Source organism: Variovorax sp. RTB1, assembly GCF_035018765.1.
GTDB lineage: Bacteria > Pseudomonadota > Gammaproteobacteria > Burkholderiales > Burkholderiaceae_C > Variovorax.
This window is the reverse complement of sequence record NZ_JASJXG010000006.1, coordinates 57,512-73,970: the sequence shown is the minus strand read 5'-3', so window position 1 is coordinate 73,970 and position 16,459 is coordinate 57,512. Positions and strand designations below refer to the sequence as shown.

The following is a 16,459-nucleotide window of genomic DNA, read 5'->3' as shown; positions in this document are numbered from 1 at the left end:
GGTGTGTGCTCAGTAGCCGCGGTCGATATCGACCTGATTGACGGGACGAATCCCTTGTTCAAGCGCCGCCAGATTGGCCAGCGTCTGTTGCGCGATGACCAGGCGGTCGGTGCGGGTCGCGATGTGCGGCGTGACGAGAATGCGCGGGTCTTTCCAGAACGGGTGCGACGCGGGCAACGGTTCCTGCGAGAACGCATCGAGCGTCGCCGCAGAGAGCTGTCCCCGCTCCAAGGCTCGCAACAGGTCGGCTTCGACCAGGTGATCACCGCGCCCGACATTGATCAAGTGTGCGCCGTGCGGCAACTTCGAGAACAGGTCTGCGTTGAGAAAGCCGTGCGTCTCCGGGGTCAGCGGCAACAGGCAGACCAGCGTGTCGCAGCCCGACAGGAACGCGTCCAGCTGACCGGCGCCGTGGTAGCCGGTCACGCCCTCGGGCAAGTCGGCCTTGGCACTGCGACTCCAGCCGCGCACGGCGTAGCCGATGGTCGCGAGCGCCCCGGCGCAGGCCATGCCGAGCGTGCCCATGCCCGCGATGCCGACGCGGTGCTTGCGCGGTGACACCACCGGCTGCTCCTGCCAAAGCCCATTTGCCGAACTGGCGACGTACGCGCGCATGCCGCGATGCTGCTGCACGACGGCCCAACTGACGTACGCATTCATGCCCGCGGCCATGCCCGAATCGACGATGCGGCACAGCGGCACGTCGCGCGGCAGTTGCGCGTCGGCCAGCATGTGGTCGACGCCAGCGGCCAGCGATTGCGCTAGCCGTAGCCTGGGAAGTTGCGCCAGCTGTCCGTGCGGCGGAAACCAGCAGACCGCGATGTCGATCTCGTCGAGCGCACCGAGGTCGGCGCCCTGCCGCACATCGATGCCGGGGCTGACTTCGCGAAACGCGGTAGCGAGGTATTCCATGTCGAGCACTTCGCTCAACAACGCGACGCAGGTCATCAGATCGCCTCCATTGCACTGGCCACCGCATCGATCAGCTTGCGCGTGTACGCGTGCTGCGGATCGCGCAACACCGTGTGCGTTTCGCCGTACTCGACCACCACGCCGCGCTGCATCACCGCCATGTGGCAGTGCTTTTCATCACGCACGACTTCGGCGAGGTGTCGGAGATTGCGGAGCACGTTGTCGTGATGCATGCCTACACGCAGAAATTGATCGCCGCCATTCCCGGCAATGAAGCGGGGCGTGGGTCGATCGCCTTGATGCTTTCGACCGACGCCAGGTTGGCCCGCAGCCGCGCATGGGTCTTGTGCAAAAACAAGTCCGCCGAGAACACCACGTCGTCGGCGGTGAAGGGCTTGCCGTCGTGCCACAGCGACGCCCATTTGAATAAGGTTGCGACGTTTCATGAAGACTCCTGAAGGCTCGGACAAGGGAAAGAGCGAAGGCGAGTGGATCAATCGCGGAACGACGATGGCGCGGCCGGCTCGATGCGCTGCAGCATCGCGCGCCATTCGCGGCCGTTGGGGTCGGGCTGGCCGGCCTCGCGCACGCTGTCGCCGCTTTCGTATTGCCGCGCGGTCTTCTCGCAGACCTCGGGCGACACCGGATGGGTCGGCAAGCCGGTCGACTGGATCGCAACCTGCACGCGGCAGGCCCGCTCCAGGTTCAGCATCAGGATGAACGCTTCGGGCACGTTGCGTCCCAGCGTGACCAACCCGTGGTTGCGCAGGATGAGCGCGCGCGCGGTCGGGCCCAGGTCGGCGACCAGCCGACTGCACTCGTCCGGATCGAGCGCGATGCCCTCGAAGTCGTGATAGACCACGCGCTCGTGAAACTGCAGCGCCCACTGGTTGCACGGCTGCAACCCACACGCCAGCGACGACACCGCCACGCCCGCCACCGTGTGCGTATGCAGCACGCATGCCGCGTCGTGCCGCGCCGAATGCACGGCGCTGTGGATGGTGAAGCCGGCCGGGTTCACGTCGAAAGGCGAGTCGTCGAGGATGCGGCCTTCGAGGTCGATCTTGACGAGCGACGAAGCCGTGATGTCCCTGAAAAGCATGCCGAACGGGTTGATCAGAAACTGGTCTTCGGTGCCCGGCACCCGCGCCGAGATGTGGGTGTAGATGCTGTCGTCCATGCCGTAGTACGCGACCAGGCGGTAAGCGGCGGCGAGGTCTTCGCGGACTTGGCGTTCTGCGGGGGAGACATCTTTCGATGACATGACTTTTGCTCCTTCGGGGTCGATGTTGCGTCGCTGCCAAGTCGCTGGTGCGAACTGTCGACAGTCAACGTTAAACACGTTTTAGCAAACTATGGGCCAGCGTGCCGGTCGCATATCGGACCAATACGGTGCGTGTTTTCGTCTAAAACCGTCTGCATGACCTCCTCTGCGGCGCTTTCACAGAACAAGACGACGTCTCCCTGGATCATGTTGATGGCGCTGACCACGGCCTTTGGCCTGAGCCAGTCGTTTCGGACGATCGCGGCGATCATGGCGCCGCCGCTGCAAAAGGAGTTCGGGCTGTCGGCGCAGGCGCTCGGCCTGTTCGCCGGCTCGTTTCATTTCGCCTTCGGAGCGCTGCAACTCTTCATGGGTATCGGCATCGACCTGTACGGCGTGCGGCGCACGGTGCTCACCGCCTTTCCGCTGGCGATGGTCGGCGCGCTCGTCGCGGCGATGTCGCACAGCTTTTTGCCGCTGGTGCTGGGCCAGGTACTCATCGGCATCGGCTGCGCGCCGGCGTTTCTGGTGTGCACGGTGTTCATCGCGCGCCAGTTTGCGGGCGAGCGCTTCGCGTCGGTATCGGGCACGGCGCTCGGCATCGGCTCGGCCGGCCTGCTGCTCACAGGCACGCCGCTGGCCTGGCTCATCGAGCAGCAGTCGTGGCGCGCCGGCTTTCTGGCATTGGGTGCGATGTCGGCATTGGCCTGGCTCGCGATCTTCTTTCTCGTGCATGAACCCAAGGCGTCCACATCGTCCGATGGCGCACCCCCCCTGCCGCGGCTGTCAGTGCTGGCCGCCTTGAGGAGCTACGGTGAATTGTTCAGGCTGCCGCACACGATCGGCATCGTGGCACTGGCGAGCGTCACCTATGCCTCCTTCCTTTCGTTGCGCGGGCTGTGGCTCGGGCCGCTGCTGATCGAGCGCCACGGGCTGTCGCTGGTGCAAAGCGGCAACGTCGCACTGGCCCTGTCGGTGGTCGGCATGTTCGGCGCGCCGCTGTTCGGCCGCATCGACCCTGGCCCGGCAAAGCGGCGGCGCTGGATCATCGGCTTCACCTTGCTGACCGCGGCGATCTTCGCGGCCATGGCCTTCAACCTCGGCGCCACGTTCGACGTGTGTGCATCGGTGCTGGTCGGCGTGGTGTCGGGCTACATCGTGCTGGAGTACCCGGACGTGAAGGCCGCCTACCCGGCCAGCATGACGGGCCGCGCGATGGCCGTCTTCACGATGGCGATGTTCCTCGGTGTGGCGGTGATGCAGTGGCTGACGGGCCTCGTCGCATCGGCGGCGACGGCGCACGGCACCGACCCATTTCTGGCGGTGCTGCTGACCATCGCGATGATGCTGTTGCTGGGCGCCGCCGCCTTCAAATGGTTGCCGCAGCCCGGATCAGTCGACAGCGCAGCCTTGACTCGCTGACCTCAGCGCTTTCGACCGAGCGGCTTGCTCAGAAAACGCGAGCCCTTTTCGCCGAAACGCCACGGCGTGTCGATCGCCTTCGAGATGCCGATGCGCAGACCGGCATCGACCACTGCGTCGGGCTCGCCATCGGGCGGCGCGATCAGCAAGAACGGTGGTGCGTCGAGCGGCTTGCCGTTAAAACCGTCGTCGATGCCCAATGCCTGCGCCAAGCGGCCCGGCCCGGCGCACAGCAGCCGCGCCTCGTCGAGCCCGCGGCGCTCACGCATTCGGTCGAGCCCCATGGTCGGTTCGATCGCGCGAATCAGCACCGCGGCGCCATGCCCTTTTTCGCGGCACACGAAGTTGAGGCACCAGTGAATGCCGTACGAGCGATACACGTAGGCTCGACCCGGCGAACCGAACATCGAGGCATTGCGCGAGGTCGGTCCGCTGAAGCTGTGCGAGGCCGGGTCGTCCCGGTCGTAGGCCTCGGTTTCGACGATTCGCCCGCCCACGCCGTCGACAAGCAAAGTGACGCCGATGAGGTGCTGCGCGACCTCTTCGGGGGGTGCGTCGAAATCGATGACGGATGATGATCGGGATGGCATGGTGAGCACTCGACTCAGGCTACACCAGCCCTTCGACCGTCGCCTGCAGCTGCTGCGAAAAACCTTTGAGCTTCGGCGTGTCCAGTGCATAGGCCAGCGTCGTGGCGCCGACGAGCATCATCACCAGCGTCTTGCCGGGCTCGCCGGCAGCCACTGCCAGCGCGGTGGCGTCTACCGGTCGCAAGCTCAGCGTGCCGTCGCTCTCGAAGTGCTGCGGCAATCGCTGGATGTGGCCGGCGGCCCAAGAGACCTTCGACAGCAGGTGAATCATCTTTCCGATGTCGGCGACCAAAGCCTCGATCGGCACCGGGCCTTCGAGCGTGTCGATGGTGAGGTTGAACTTCAGCCCGTTATCGTGAAGCGATGCATTGCTGAAGCCGGCGAACGTGCGGTGATCCATGACCATGGCCCTGGCGTTCAGTGCGCTCGGCGCGACAACACCAAGTTGTCGGTGGGCTCCAGCGACCAGTTGGCCATCACCATGTCGGCCTCACGCGCTCGCACTTCGTCGATTCGGCGCGCAGTGAGCTGCGCCGACATCTCGAGCTTTTTCAGGTCGCGCTGCGTCAACTCTTCGTTCACCGCAAAGCTGAAGCAGCACAGCGTGCCGTAAATGCGTCCGTCGCTCAGCACCACCGGCACGCTCATAAAACTTCCGAGCTGAAACGGCACCTTCGGCAAGTCTTTTGCGCCGGCGTAGTTGGGAAAGTCCTTGATCATGTTGGGCATACGGCCGTCGACCACGCGCTGGCAGAAGGTCGACTCCAGCGGATGCGACTGACCTTCTTCGAACATGCGCTTGTCGGCATCGGCCTCGATGCGGCGAAACACACGCCGGCCATCGACGAACTCCGAGACGAACACGACGTCCATGTCGAGCTTCTCGCGCAGCAACTTGAGCACCTCCGACACGGCGCTGCTCACCAGCGGATCGCCACCTTCGGAGGTAGCAACGAGCAATTCGGAAACTCGCACCTCGAAGGCATCGGGCGCGTAGTCGGATGGATGGAGTGCGTACATAGGCTTGCGCTCGATGGTGCCAAACCTGAACGCATGCAATCCCTCGATGTGAGGCTGAATCGCATGTCGATTTCACAGATTCGCCCGATTCGACCATCACGCTGTAAGCCTTTTTTATTCACCGCTTGCACAAATGCCGACATGCCTTGTCAAGTAAGTCACAGCAGCCCCGAACGCGGGGCCAGAGGCATGTTCAAGCGCCGCGGCGCTGGGCATGATGCTTTGCGAACAAATGTCATTTTTTCCCGGCGCCACCAGCAGACCTTTTCTCATGTCCACCCTGATTCCTGCCCTGAACACCTGCGTGTCGCGCATGACGACAGGCGAGCGGCGTCTTGCTGAAAGGCTCGAGCAAAAGCTCGGCAGCAACTACCTCGTCTGGTACGACGTGCCGGTCGGCCCGAAGCGGCTGCACCCCGACTTCATCGTGCTGCATCCGCGCCGCGGCCTGCTGGTGCTGGAGGTCAAAGACTGGAAGCTCGACGACATCCGCCAGGCCGGCAAGCTGAGCTTCGAGGTGGCGCCCGAAGGCGTGCCGCGCAGCGTCATCAATCCGCTGGAGCAGGCGCGCCAGTACGCGCACCAGATGGTGGCGGCCCTCACGCAAGACCCGCAGCTGGTTCAGGACGAAGGCAAATGGCGGGGCATGCTGAGCTTTCCGTGGAGCTATGGCCTGGTGCTGACGCACATCACGCGGCGCCAGTTCGTCACGGCCGAGCTCGACTGCGTGATCGATTCGCAGCGCGTCATCTGCAGCGACGAAATGACCGAGACCGTCGACCCGCAAACACTCAAGAGCCGGTTGTGGAACATGTTCCCGGCGCTGATGCACGGCATGCTGTCGATCCCCAACATCGATCGCGTGCGCTGGATTCTTTTCCCTGAAGTGCGTGTGGACGCCGATGCCGACATGCAGGTCAGCCTGGACATCCCGCTCGACCTGCCCGACACGATGACCGTGCTCGACATTCAGCAGGAGCGGCTGTCCCGTTGCCTCGGCGACGGCCACCGTGTGATCCACGGCGTGGCGGGCTCCGGCAAAACGCTGATCCTCGCGCGCCGCGCCGTGCAACTGGCCAAGCGCGTCACCACCAAGCCGGTACTCGTGCTTTGCTACAACGAGCCATTGGCGGTGCAGCTCGCGTCGGTCATCGCGAGCAAGGGGCTCGCCGGCAAGGTGCATGTGCGCCACTTTCACAAGTGGTGCCGGGAGCAACTCGTCAGCTACGGGCAAGCGCTGCCGGTGTCGACGGAAACTGAAAAGCTGAGCACCGCCAAGCTGATGGAAGCCTTCGTGCAGCGGCTCGTTCGCGCGGTCGACAAGAAGCAGGTGCCGTCGGGGCAGTACATGGCAGTGCTCATCGACGAAGGCCATGACTTCAAGCACGAGTGGTTGAAGCTGGTGGTGCAAATGGTCGACCCCGACACCAACAGTTTGCTTCTGCTGTACGACGACGCGCAGAGCATCTACGAAAGGCACCGCACTCGCAAGTTCAGCTTCAGGAGCGTTGGCATCCATGCGCAAGGGCGCACATCGATGCTCAAAGTCAACTACCGCAACACGAAGCAGATTCTCGACGCCGCGAGCCGCATCGCCGGCACGTTGTTGATGGAAGACAAATCAGACAACGGCAGCGGTGACGAAGACGACGGCATCCCGTTGCTGCATCCGGTGAGCAGTGGCCGCGTCGGCGAAGAGCCGACCGTCGTCCGCATGCCCAACCTGCAGGCCGAGGCCTTGAAGATTGCCGAGCTGTTGAGTGCCGCCCACTTCGAAGGCCACGCCTGGGGCGACATGGCCGTGATCTGCCGCCATCACACGGTGATGGACGAATGCGCCAAGGTGCTGGAAGAGCGGATGCTGCCGCACCAGGTGCGCAAAGGACTCGGCACCTTCGACCCGGAGGCAGACACGATCAAGGTGATGTCGATGCACGCGAGCAAGGGGCTGGAATTTGGCGTCGTGGCGTTGATGGGCGTGGGAGAAATCGTCGGCAATGCGGTCGTCGACCCGGATGAGGCGCGACTTTTCTACGTGGCGGCAACGCGGGCGAGGAGCAAGCTTCTGATGACTGCGAGCAGTTCGAAGGTCTTGCAACCGGCGGCAGCCTGACGCAGACGCCATCTCCAGGAATGGAGAAAATGGTGTCATGAAAATCACCAAAGACACCGTCGTCACCCTCCTCTACAAAGTCTTCGACGCCAAGGGCAAGCTCATCGAAGAAAGCAAAGACCCGATGGTCTATCTGCATGGCGGCTACGACAACACGCTGCCCAAGATCGAAGCAGCGCTCGATGGCAAGGAGCCCGGCTACCAGGTCGTGCTGCAGCTGCAACCCGAAGACGCCTTCGGTATGCGCGATGAGACGCTGACACAAGCCATCCCCAAGAGCGAATTTCCGCCGGGCGTGAAAGTCGGCGGCAAGCTGTCGGGCCGCACCGAAGATGGCACCGAGCACGTCTTCACAGTCATGAAGGTTAAGGGCGACAAGGTGCTGCTCGACGGCAACCATCCATTGGCGGGCATGGAAGTCCGGTTCAACCTGAAGGTGATGGAAGTGCGCGCGGCGTTGCCGGTGGAAATCGAGCACAGGCATGTGCACGGGGCGCACGGACACCATCACTGATGGCCAGGTCGCGCCGCCTTTTCAGCGCGGCGTTCGCGCTGCCAACACCAGCGCGATGCCGCCAAGAATTGCAATCGACGCCATCATCAAACGCGGGGTGATCGCCTCTGCCAGCCATGCCACGCCGCCGAATGCCGCGATCAACGGCACCGACAGTTGCACGGTCGCCGCACGCATGGCGGTGAGATGGCGCAGCGCGGCATACCAGACCACATAGCCGACGCCGGAGGTGAGCGCGCCCGAGGCCATGGCAAGCGCCAGACCGGCCGCGTCGGCGTGCGCGCCCGTGATGAAGAGAAGGTTGAGCACCAGCGCAAGCGGCGCGGCGCGCACGAAGTTTCTGGCCGTCGCCGCCAATGGGTCGGCCGCCGCCGTGCGCCCACGCAGCGAGTAGACGCCCCACGCCACGCCGGCAATGGCCATCAGTGCGGCGCCCAGCGGCGGCGGTGCGGCGACGCCGGGCAACACCAACACCACGAGCCCGGCACCCGCCAGCAACAGCCCGACCCAGGCAACGAGCCCGAAGCGCTCGCCCGAGCGCAAGCCCGCGCCGAGCATCGTGAGCTGCACCGCGCCGAACAGGATCAGCGCGCCGGTGCCGGCCGGCAGGCTCACATAGGCGAAGGAAAAGAACGCGACATAGACGAACAGCATCGTCACGGCGAGCCAGTCGGCACGCGTCGACACCCTTTGCAACGTCGTCGACGGCACCGAGCGAAGTCGCACGATGGCGACCAGCACGATGGCGCCCGACACCAGCCGAATGCTGGCAAAGCTCGCCGGGTCGACGCTGCCCTTTTGCAGCGCGAGCCGGCACAGCAGCGAGTTGGCCGCGAAAGCGATCATCGCGATCGCGGTGAGTGCGATGGTCTTTAGCGCGGGCATCGGCGATCGACTCAGTGCGGATGCGCGTGATGCGCATCGGGCACATGCGGATGCACATGGCGCATCGGCGCATGCCGGTGCGGATGGCTGTGTGCACCGTGCAGCATCGACGCATCGTCGTGCGCATGATCGTGATGCCCGTCGTCATGGCTGTGCGCGTGCTCGTGATCGAGCAACGCATGGTCGTGCGGATGCGCATGCGATTCGGTCAGGTGCAGCGCGACACCTGCGAGCATCAGCCCGCCGCCTGCAGCCATGCCCCAACTCAGCGACCGATCACCCAGTGCCATCGCCAGCAACGCGCCGATAAAGGGCGCGAAGGCGAACACCGAGCCGGTGCGTGCTGCGCCGAAAGCCCGCTGCGCCAGAAGATACAACCGGAGACTCAGGCCATACCCGCCAGCACCGATCACCATCAGCGCTGCCGCGGACTTCCAGCCCGGCAATGACTCGCCAGCCACCACCGCGATCAGCGCGGTGGCCCCGACACCGAGCAGCGATTTGCCCAGTACCACCTGGCCTGGATCGCGCTCGGCCAGTGCGCGCGACAAGGTGTTGTCGATGCCCCAGGCCGCCGTCGCAGCCAGCACGGCGAGCAGCCCCAGCAACTGCGTGCCGCCATTCAAGCCGCGGTCGAGCACCAGCACGATGCCACCGAGCAGCAGCAAGCCCATGGCACTCGCAACGCGGCGGTCCATCGTCTCCCGGTACAGAGCGCGTGCCAGCACCGCGGTGAACAGCGCTTCGAGCGCGAGCATCAGCGATGCGCTGGTGCCACTCGTGTGCTGCAGCCCCCAAGCCAGCGCGACGGGGCCGATGACCGCACCAAAGATCGCCATCCAGACCAGCCGCTTGAAGTCGGCGCGGCGCAGAGCGGCTTCTTGTGCAGGCGGCCGGCGCAACCAGGCACCCATCAGCGCCGCGCCGCCATACAACAGCGCCGCGGTCGTGAAAGCACCAGCGTGCTCGCCGGCACGCTGGACCAGCGGCGTGCTGATGCCGAACAGCACGGCGGCAAGCAACGCCAGCAAGCCGCCTTCGAGCGCCGGTCGCGCCCATTCCGGGTGCGCATGGTCTGGGCGATGGTCGTGCGGATCGTGGCTCACGGGACACCTACTTCGGTTGAAAACTGATGATCGCCATGCCGGTCAGCGCGACCGCGCTGCCAACCCAGTCCCAAGGCGTCGGCCGGACGCCATCGACCGCCCACAGCCACATGACCGCGACGCCGATGTATACGCCGCCGTACGCCGCATACACGCGGCCAGCTGCGGCGCCATGCAGCGTGAGAAGCCAGACAAAAAGCGTCAACGACAGCGCGGCGGGCGCCAGCAGCCACACCGATCTATCGTGCTTCAACCAGAGCCACGGCAGGTAGCAACCGACGATTTCCGCCAAGGCCGTCGCGACGAAGAGCAGAAGAGTGCGCATCAGCGCATTAAACCCGGGGCCGAGGCTTCAGCGTCTCGCCGCCGACACCGATACCGACACCGTGGAAGTCAGAGGTGCCGATTGGCAGGCCGCAGCACCTGCCCCTTCAGCGTGACGTCTTTGCCAACGGGCGGCGGGGTACGCGTCTCGACCGTGCGCCTCGAGCCATCGTCCATCCGCACCGTCACTTCGTAGCGCGTGAGGGTGTGCGTGCGGCGCTCTATGTGATTGCCCAGAAAGCCGCCGCCGACCGCGCCCAGCACGGTGGCGGCAGTGCGCCCGTTGCCATGGCCGATCTGGTTGCCGACCACACCGCCGACGACGCCACCTGCCACCGCGCCAACGCCACTGGTCGGCTGCTCACGCTCAACCGTACGGACCGATTCGACGTGGCCGCAAACAGTGCAGAGTGAAGCGGGCGGCGCTGCTGCCGGTGCCATGGCTTGCGATGCCGGCGCCGACGGTGCGGATTGCGGTGCAGCGGGCGAGTTCGACTGCAAAGGCCCGGACTGGGCAGGTGCTGTCACCGCCGACAGAGGCGTGGTCGGCAACGGAGGCGGAACGCCGTCGTTCGGCGCCGGCAGCGGGCTCGCAAGATTCGATACGGCCGAGGCTGCGGGCGTCGCACCGCTCGCAACGCTGCCCGGGCTCTGTTGCTTCAGCAAGACGCCGCCCATGGCGATCACGGCGACCGCCAGCACCGCGATGGCCGCCCACAGTGCGCGCGGGCCACGGCGCGTCAACGGTGTCAACGGCAATGTCGACGAACCCGGCATCGTCGGGTCGAACGGCGTGGCATTTGTCTCGGAGTTCATGCCTCCAATCTAGTGCCCGAAAAAGCCGCGTCAATAGGCGGCGGCGCCGATCTCCCCGCGCATCGATCGAATCGCATCAGGCCCGAAGCCGAGTTCCGCCAGCAGCGCCGGATTGTCCTGGCCGAGCGACGGCGCACCCGTGGTAATTGGCGCGCCGTCGAATCGGTACGAAAAGCCCAGCCCCGGCGTGCGCACCTTGGCGCCTCCTTGCTGCCGGTAGCTCGTAGTGCGGAGGGCGATGCCGTTGCCGGCCTCCACTTCGTCCAGGAACTCGCCGAGCTTGCGCACCCGCGCCGCCGGCACTCCGACCGCGTTGAGCTGTACTTCCATGTCGGCGGCCGAGCGGGTGGCAAAGGCATCTTGAAAGCACTGCTGAACGTAAGGCAAGTCACGCGCGATCACGAAGCCGCCGCCCGGCGCGTTGAACGATGCGAGGTCCAACGCGCGGTCGTCGCTGCACAACGCTTCGAGCCCGATCACCGCGACGAGCTTGCGAAACTGCGCAGGCGTGTTGGCGGCAGTGGCCAGCCAGCCGTCGGCGCAACGATAGGTGTCTGCCGTCGGACTGCCGGTATAGCCGCGGTTGCCGACGCGCTTCGGCTCGGTGCGGTGCGTCAGGAAACTGCTGGCGTTAGGGTACATCAGCATCAGCGATGCCTGCACCATCGACGCATCGATGTACTGACCGCGCTGACCTTCGGGCTCTCGCGAACGGCGGTGCACTGCCGCCACGATCGACAAGGCGCCCAGCATGCCGACCGCCACATCGACGACGGGGAAGCCCACCTTGACGGGGGGCGCATCGTCGCCGTCGCCGGACATCATCATCATGCCGGTGAGCGCTTGCACCACGTGGTCGTAGGCGCCGCGGCGCGACCATTCGCCCTCTTGTCCGTAGCCGGAGATCGAGCAGTAGACGACGTCAGGGTTGATCTCCCGAATCGCGTCGTAGCCCAGGCCGTATTTCGCGACCACGCCGGGCCGAAAGTTCTCGATGAAGACATCGACCGTGCGCGCCAGTGCACGCACCGTGTCTGCGCCTTCCGGCGTGCGGATGTCGACGGCGAGCGAAAGCTTGCCTGCGTTGAGCGCAGCAAAGCCGGCCGGCGTGTCGCCTTCGTCGGTCAGCGCTGCGCCTTTGCTGGAGCGCATGACATCGCCGCCCAGCGGCGCTTCGATCTTGATGACTTCGGCGCCGAGCTGCGCCAGATAGAGCGAGGCGAGTGGTCCCGCAATGACGTGCGACATGTCGAGCACGCGCACGCCTTCGAGTGGTTTTGCCATGATGTTCTTGTTGCGAATGGAGTCAGGTGCCGATCGCACCGGCAAGCTTCACGATGTCGGTCCACTTGCGCGTTTCACTGCGCACGAAGTCTGCAAAGGCCTGCGGGCTTTCGCTCGGCGTGGCTTCGTTGCCTACCGCTTCGTAGGTGGTCTTGAGGGCTGGTGCGCTCGCCACTCTCCGTATCGCCGCATTGAGCGTGAGCTGAACATCGAGGGGCGTCCTGGCCGGTGCCCAGATGCCGAACCACGACTCCTGGATGGCGAGGTCGTTGTGCAGCAGCTCGTAAAGCGTCGGCACGTCGGGCAGCTCTTTCAGACGATGGCGGCTGGTGACGGCCAGCGCACGCAGTTTGCCGCCCTTGACCTGCGGGATGCCCGTGCCGGCCACCGGAAACGCGAACTGCGTGTCGCCCCGAATGAGCGACGCGGCAATCTCGACCGAGCCCTTCAGCGGGATGTGCGTGGCCTTGATGCCGGCCAACGACACCAGCGTGGCGCCGGCCAGATGGGCCGACGTGCCGATGCCACCGGAGCCGTAGTTCATCGAGCCCGGTCGCGATTTGGCGTCCGCGATCAGATCGTCCAGCTTCTTGTAAGGCGAGTCGGCGCTGACCACCAGCACAGTCGGCGACGAAGCGAGGTTGCTCACCGGCGCGAAGTCGGTCACCGGATCGAAGTGCAGGTCGGGCTGCATCGCCTTCTGGATGATGTGCGTGTTCGAACCCAGCAACAGCGTGTAGCCGTCGGCCGGCTGCTGCGCCACGTACTGCGCGGCCAGCACGCCTCCCGCACCCACCTTGTTCTCGACAATGATCGATTGGCCGAGTGCCACACCGAGCGACGGCCCGGCCTGGCGCAGCTGCACGTCCGGGCCACCGCCGGCGGCATAGGGCGAGATGACGCGCACCGGTTTGTTGGGGTACGCATCAGCGGCACGTGCGCCGAATGACGCGAACGCCAGCGCAGAGGCCGAGAGAACGAATGACCGTCGTTGCATGCTGTGACTCCTTGATGTTTCGATCAGCTTAGAGTTTCAAGGCGATATCGAACAGTTCTGTGTTTTCATGGAGTGACAACTTTCTGGAATGCCCATGAACGCAGACAACTCGGCAGAAACACGCCGTCTGGTGGCGCGGCTGCGCTTCAGGCATTTGCAGTTGCTGGTCGACCTGCAGCGCGGTGGCAGCCTGCGTGCCGCAGCCACCGTGCACAACCTGACACAGCCCGCACTGAGCAAAGCGCTGCAGGAGATCGAAGGCGCTTTCGGCTTCACTCTGTTCGTGCGCAGCGCGCGCGGACTCGCGGCCACGCCACGTGGCGAAGTGGCCATACGTGGCGCGGCGTTGCTGCTGCAAGAACTCGCACACGTCGGCGCCGAAGCCTCGGCAGAACCGACGCTCACGCTGCTGCGCGTCGGCGCGCCACCGTTCGTGGCACAGGGCTATCTGCCCGACACGTTGAAGCGGCTCTTTGCAAGCAACGACGTACGGGTGCAGCTGATCGAAGAGCGCGTGCCGCTGCTCGTGCAGTCATTGCTCGAAGGTCGACTCGATGCGCTGATCACCAGCTACCCGACCGAGATGCCCGAAGCTGCCGGCCGGCAATTGCATTACGAGCGCTTGTTCGACGCCGACTTCGTGGTGATCGCTCCGATCGACCATCCGCTCGCAAGGGCGCGCAAGGTCGACTGGCAGCGGCTGGCAACGGAGCGCTGGATCATGCCGGCATCGTCTTCGATGGTGCGCCGCATGATGGAAGAAGTCTTTCGCCGCGAGGGGGTGGTCGCGCCCCTTCCGGTGATCGAGTCGACCAGCCCGGTGACCAACGTCCAACTGGTGGCCGCCGGCTTGGGTCTCAGCGCGGTGCCGGGCGCGGTACTGCGAGCAGCACAAGGCGCAGGGGCGGTGAAGCAGGTGCGGGTGCAGCCGCCGGTGCCCTCGAATCCGGTCGCGCTGATCTATCGCGCCATGCCGCGCAATCCGCGGGTGTCGCTGCTGCGGCAGGTGCTGGCGTTGCCCACGGCTTGGCCCGGTTGAAACACAACCTGCACAACAGCAAAGCGTGCGTTCGGCCGGATCAGGTATCGAAGCAGACGGCGTGACCATGAAACCCTTCGGGCGTCCGAACTGCGGTCACAAATCAGGCGATTTTGAACTTTCAGTTAACAAAGGTGGTACGTCGGCCGTCAGCGTCAGCAGGATGTCGGCGTACCAGGCGCAGTTGAGCCCCAGCGATTCGTCGAGCACCAGGTCTCGCGTGCCCATGTCCATGCGCGCCGAGTGCACGCCCAGCAGTTTCCAGGGCAGCTCGGGATCGGTGCCCGGCGCCCGCATCACGATTGGCGCGCCACTGGTGCCGCGATGCGTTCGCGCATCGGTCAAGAAGAAGCCCTGCCCCTGGAACCGGATGCCGAAAGACGACGCGATCACCGCATGCCGCACCACCGGCAGGTGGTAGATCACGTCATGAAAGCCCAGCGGATAGCCGACCACCAGCAGCGCGCTGCCGACCTCGACCTCATCGAGCGTGCTCTGAAGATGGTCGGTGGTAAAGCACCGGATGGCGACGGAAGGTGGCAGCAGCGCGCGGTCGATCTCGATGGCAGCCACGTCGATCTCGCCGCCGGGGTCGCTGCCCTGGCGCCACACGCTCTTGCCGTCTTTGTAGAGCCAGAGCGTGAGCTGCGTCGACAGGGTGAGGTTGACTGCATCGGTGTGCAGCTCGATGTCGATGCGATTTGGAAAGTGCTTGGTCGGCGTGTCGATGACGACATGCCGGCTGGTCACGAAGAAGAGTTTGTCGCCACGCTCGAAGAAGAAACCGCTGGCCCCGGTCATCAACTTGTCTCCGTCGTAGGTGGAGACACGGGCGGTGGTAAGCAGGATGGGTTCGGCCATGCTGCTTTGTACAGGAAGGAACGGTGCGCGTCGTTACGCTCGGGCGCCTCGCCTGCGCGTTTGCTCGCGCTGAGCCATTCGTTCACGCTCTCGCTGGAACTCGCGATCGCTTTTGAGCTGCCGCTTCTGCCAGCGCCCGACTGCTGCGCTGACCGCCGTGGCCACCGCCAACAACACAACCTTGCGCGCCAGTGTGGCGACCGCCAGGTTGATGCGCTGGTCGACCTCGCGGTTCGCTTTCGCGGCGCGGGCCAGGTTTCCCCCGGCCTCGCGCGCCGCAGCCGAAGCCAGGGCCGGCGCCGCAAGAAGATCCGTCCCGGCATCCGCCGTGGCAGATGCCACTTTGGTGGCTGTCACCGCCTTGGCACCCGCCACCGACCCATGCTCGTCTGCGTACACCTTCGTGAACTCGGCCCCCAGCAAAAAGATCTGTGCCGCGTAATAGACCCAAGCCAGCAGCACCACCAACGAACCGGCCGCCGCAAACGATTCGTTGACCCCGCTCTTGCCCAGATAGATGCCGATGGCGATCTTGCCGATCTCGAAGAGCACCGCGGTAACGATGGCGCCAATCCACACGTCGTGCCAGCGGATCGGCACGGTCGGCATGAACTTGAAGATCATCGCGAACAGGACCGTCGTGATGCCGATCGACACCAGCACATTCACGCCCTGCAGCAGCAGCTCCCAGCCCGGCAGCAGGCCGGAAGTCCAGCTGCCGAAAGCCGCGACGCCGGCGCTCACGACCAACGACACCATGAGCAAAAACGCCAGCCCCAAGATGAGCCCGAACGACAGCACCCGTGCGCGCAGGACGCCCCAGACGCCGGTCGGTTTTTCTTTCTCGGGCACATGCCAGATGCGGTCGAGTGCACTCTGCAGCTCAGCAAAGACTGTGGTTGCGCCGACGATCAGCACCACGATGCTGATACCGCCAGCAATGAGACCGCGCGAAGGCGAACTCGCGCTCTTGATGAGCCCCTGGACAGCAGTCGCGCCGTCTTGCCCGATAAGCCCCGACAACTGCGCCGCGATTTGCCCCTGCACCGCCTCCTGCCCGAACAACGCGCCTGCAATGGCGATGACGATGACCAGCAACGGCGCCAGCGAGAACATCGTGTAGTACGAAATGGCCGCGCCCATGCTTGGTGCAAAGTCGTCCACCCAGGCCGTGACAGCCTTGCGGCAAAGGTCGAACAGGTGCTTCGGTTTGATCATGTTTTTCCCCTCCAGGAACCGCACGACTATGCGCACCTGCGTTGGAAGATTCATGCGCCAAAGCTGCGAAGCGAAGTAGGCGAAATTCGATACG

18 protein-coding genes and 1 pseudogene are annotated in these 16,459 nt (G+C 64.9%); 4 read left to right on the top strand and 15 right to left on the bottom strand.

Going from position 1 to position 16,459, the window contains the following annotated elements; genetic code table 11:
- Positions 1–9: 9 nt before the first annotated feature.
- The 4 genes and pseudogenes from QN397_RS06435 to QN397_RS06420 form a co-directional block, all read right to left on the bottom strand.
- Positions 10–948: a glyoxylate/hydroxypyruvate reductase A gene (locus QN397_RS06435; protein WP_323500440.1), complete on the bottom strand. Its 939-nt coding sequence runs from the start codon at positions 946–948 to the stop codon at positions 10–12.
- Positions 948–1,145 (bottom strand): hypothetical protein, encoded by a 198-nt coding sequence (locus QN397_RS06430; protein ID WP_323500519.1) that lies wholly within the window; start codon positions 1,143–1,145, stop codon positions 948–950. The genes QN397_RS06435 and QN397_RS06430 overlap by 1 nt, the downstream gene beginning before the upstream one ends.
- A gap of 50 nt (positions 1,146–1,195) precedes the next feature.
- Positions 1,196–1,321: pseudogene (locus QN397_RS06425) on the bottom strand (ABC transporter substrate-binding protein); the annotation flags it as partial.
- 84 nt (positions 1,322–1,405) lie between these two features.
- Positions 1,406–2,176 carry a class II aldolase/adducin family protein gene (locus QN397_RS06420; protein WP_323500439.1) on the bottom strand — a complete coding sequence of 257 codons (771 nt, stop codon included), beginning with the start codon at positions 2,174–2,176 and terminating at the stop codon, positions 1,406–1,408.
- 156 nt (positions 2,177–2,332) lie between these two features.
- Between QN397_RS06420 and QN397_RS06415 the strand changes: the two genes are divergently transcribed.
- Positions 2,333–3,598 carry an MFS transporter gene (locus QN397_RS06415; RefSeq protein ID WP_323500438.1) on the top strand — a complete coding sequence of 422 codons (1,266 nt, stop codon included), beginning with the start codon at positions 2,333–2,335 and terminating at the stop codon, positions 3,596–3,598.
- A gap of 2 nt (positions 3,599–3,600) precedes the next feature.
- Here the strand turns inward: QN397_RS06415 and QN397_RS06410 are convergent, their stop codons facing one another.
- The 3 genes from QN397_RS06410 to QN397_RS06400 are packed head-to-tail and all read right to left on the bottom strand — an operon-like array spanning position 3,601 to position 5,208.
- Positions 3,601–4,188, bottom strand: coding sequence for a DNA-3-methyladenine glycosylase (locus tag QN397_RS06410; RefSeq protein WP_323500437.1), 588 nt, complete (start codon positions 4,186–4,188; stop codon positions 3,601–3,603).
- Positions 4,189–4,207: 19 nt separating this feature from the next.
- Positions 4,208–4,588 carry a hypothetical protein gene (locus QN397_RS06405; protein ID WP_323500436.1) on the bottom strand — a complete coding sequence of 127 codons (381 nt, stop codon included), beginning with the start codon at positions 4,586–4,588 and terminating at the stop codon, positions 4,208–4,210.
- 17 nt (positions 4,589–4,605) lie between these two features.
- Positions 4,606–5,208, bottom strand: a complete 603-nt coding sequence (locus tag QN397_RS06400) for a GAF domain-containing protein (protein WP_323500435.1) — start codon at positions 5,206–5,208, stop codon at positions 4,606–4,608.
- 271 nt (positions 5,209–5,479) lie between these two features.
- On the opposite strand from QN397_RS06400, the gene QN397_RS06395 reads away from it, so the two are divergent.
- Together QN397_RS06395 and QN397_RS06390 are read left to right on the top strand one after the other, a co-directional pair.
- Complete coding sequence (locus tag QN397_RS06395; RefSeq protein WP_323500434.1) at positions 5,480–7,321, top strand: DEAD/DEAH box helicase; 1,842 nt, start codon at positions 5,480–5,482, stop codon at positions 7,319–7,321.
- Between the two features lie 37 nt (positions 7,322–7,358).
- Positions 7,359–7,835, top strand: coding sequence for an FKBP-type peptidyl-prolyl cis-trans isomerase (locus QN397_RS06390; protein WP_323500433.1), 477 nt, complete (start codon positions 7,359–7,361; stop codon positions 7,833–7,835).
- 21 nt (positions 7,836–7,856) lie between these two features.
- Here QN397_RS06390 and QN397_RS06385 read toward each other — a convergent pair whose 3' ends face one another.
- From QN397_RS06385 to QN397_RS06360, 6 genes are all read right to left on the bottom strand, one after another.
- Positions 7,857–8,720 carry a DMT family transporter gene (locus QN397_RS06385; RefSeq protein WP_323500432.1) on the bottom strand — a complete coding sequence of 288 codons (864 nt, stop codon included), beginning with the start codon at positions 8,718–8,720 and terminating at the stop codon, positions 7,857–7,859.
- Positions 8,721–8,731: 11 nt separating this feature from the next.
- A complete protein-coding gene (locus tag QN397_RS06380; protein WP_323500431.1) occupies positions 8,732–9,826 on the bottom strand; it encodes an EamA family transporter in 1,095 nt (364 codons plus the stop codon).
- 7 nt (positions 9,827–9,833) lie between these two features.
- Entirely contained in the window at positions 9,834–10,151 is a 318-nt protein-coding gene (locus tag QN397_RS06375) for a YnfA family protein (protein ID WP_323500430.1), read from the bottom strand.
- Positions 10,152–10,219: 68 nt separating this feature from the next.
- On the bottom strand, positions 10,220–10,966 hold the full coding sequence (locus tag QN397_RS06370; RefSeq protein WP_323500429.1) for a glycine zipper 2TM domain-containing protein: 747 nt from the start codon (positions 10,964–10,966) through the stop codon (positions 10,220–10,222).
- A gap of 30 nt (positions 10,967–10,996) precedes the next feature.
- Entirely contained in the window at positions 10,997–12,250 is a 1,254-nt protein-coding gene (locus QN397_RS06365; protein ID WP_323500428.1) for a CoA transferase, read from the bottom strand.
- A gap of 22 nt (positions 12,251–12,272) precedes the next feature.
- On the bottom strand, positions 12,273–13,247 hold the full coding sequence (locus tag QN397_RS06360) for a tripartite tricarboxylate transporter substrate binding protein (RefSeq protein ID WP_323500427.1): 975 nt from the start codon (positions 13,245–13,247) through the stop codon (positions 12,273–12,275).
- A 94-nt stretch (positions 13,248–13,341) separates the two neighbouring features.
- On the opposite strand from QN397_RS06360, the gene QN397_RS06355 reads away from it, so the two are divergent.
- On the top strand, positions 13,342–14,286 hold the full coding sequence (locus QN397_RS06355) for a LysR family transcriptional regulator (protein ID WP_323498338.1): 945 nt from the start codon (positions 13,342–13,344) through the stop codon (positions 14,284–14,286).
- A gap of 96 nt (positions 14,287–14,382) precedes the next feature.
- Here the strand turns inward: QN397_RS06355 and QN397_RS06350 are convergent, their stop codons facing one another.
- Both QN397_RS06350 and QN397_RS06345 read right to left on the bottom strand, forming a co-directional pair.
- Complete coding sequence (locus QN397_RS06350) at positions 14,383–15,147, bottom strand: trypsin-like peptidase domain-containing protein (RefSeq protein WP_323500426.1); 765 nt, start codon at positions 15,145–15,147, stop codon at positions 14,383–14,385.
- Between the two features lie 33 nt (positions 15,148–15,180).
- Positions 15,181–16,365, bottom strand: a complete 1,185-nt coding sequence (locus tag QN397_RS06345; protein WP_323500425.1) for a YihY/virulence factor BrkB family protein — start codon at positions 16,363–16,365, stop codon at positions 15,181–15,183.
- Positions 16,366–16,459 lie beyond the last annotated feature (94 nt).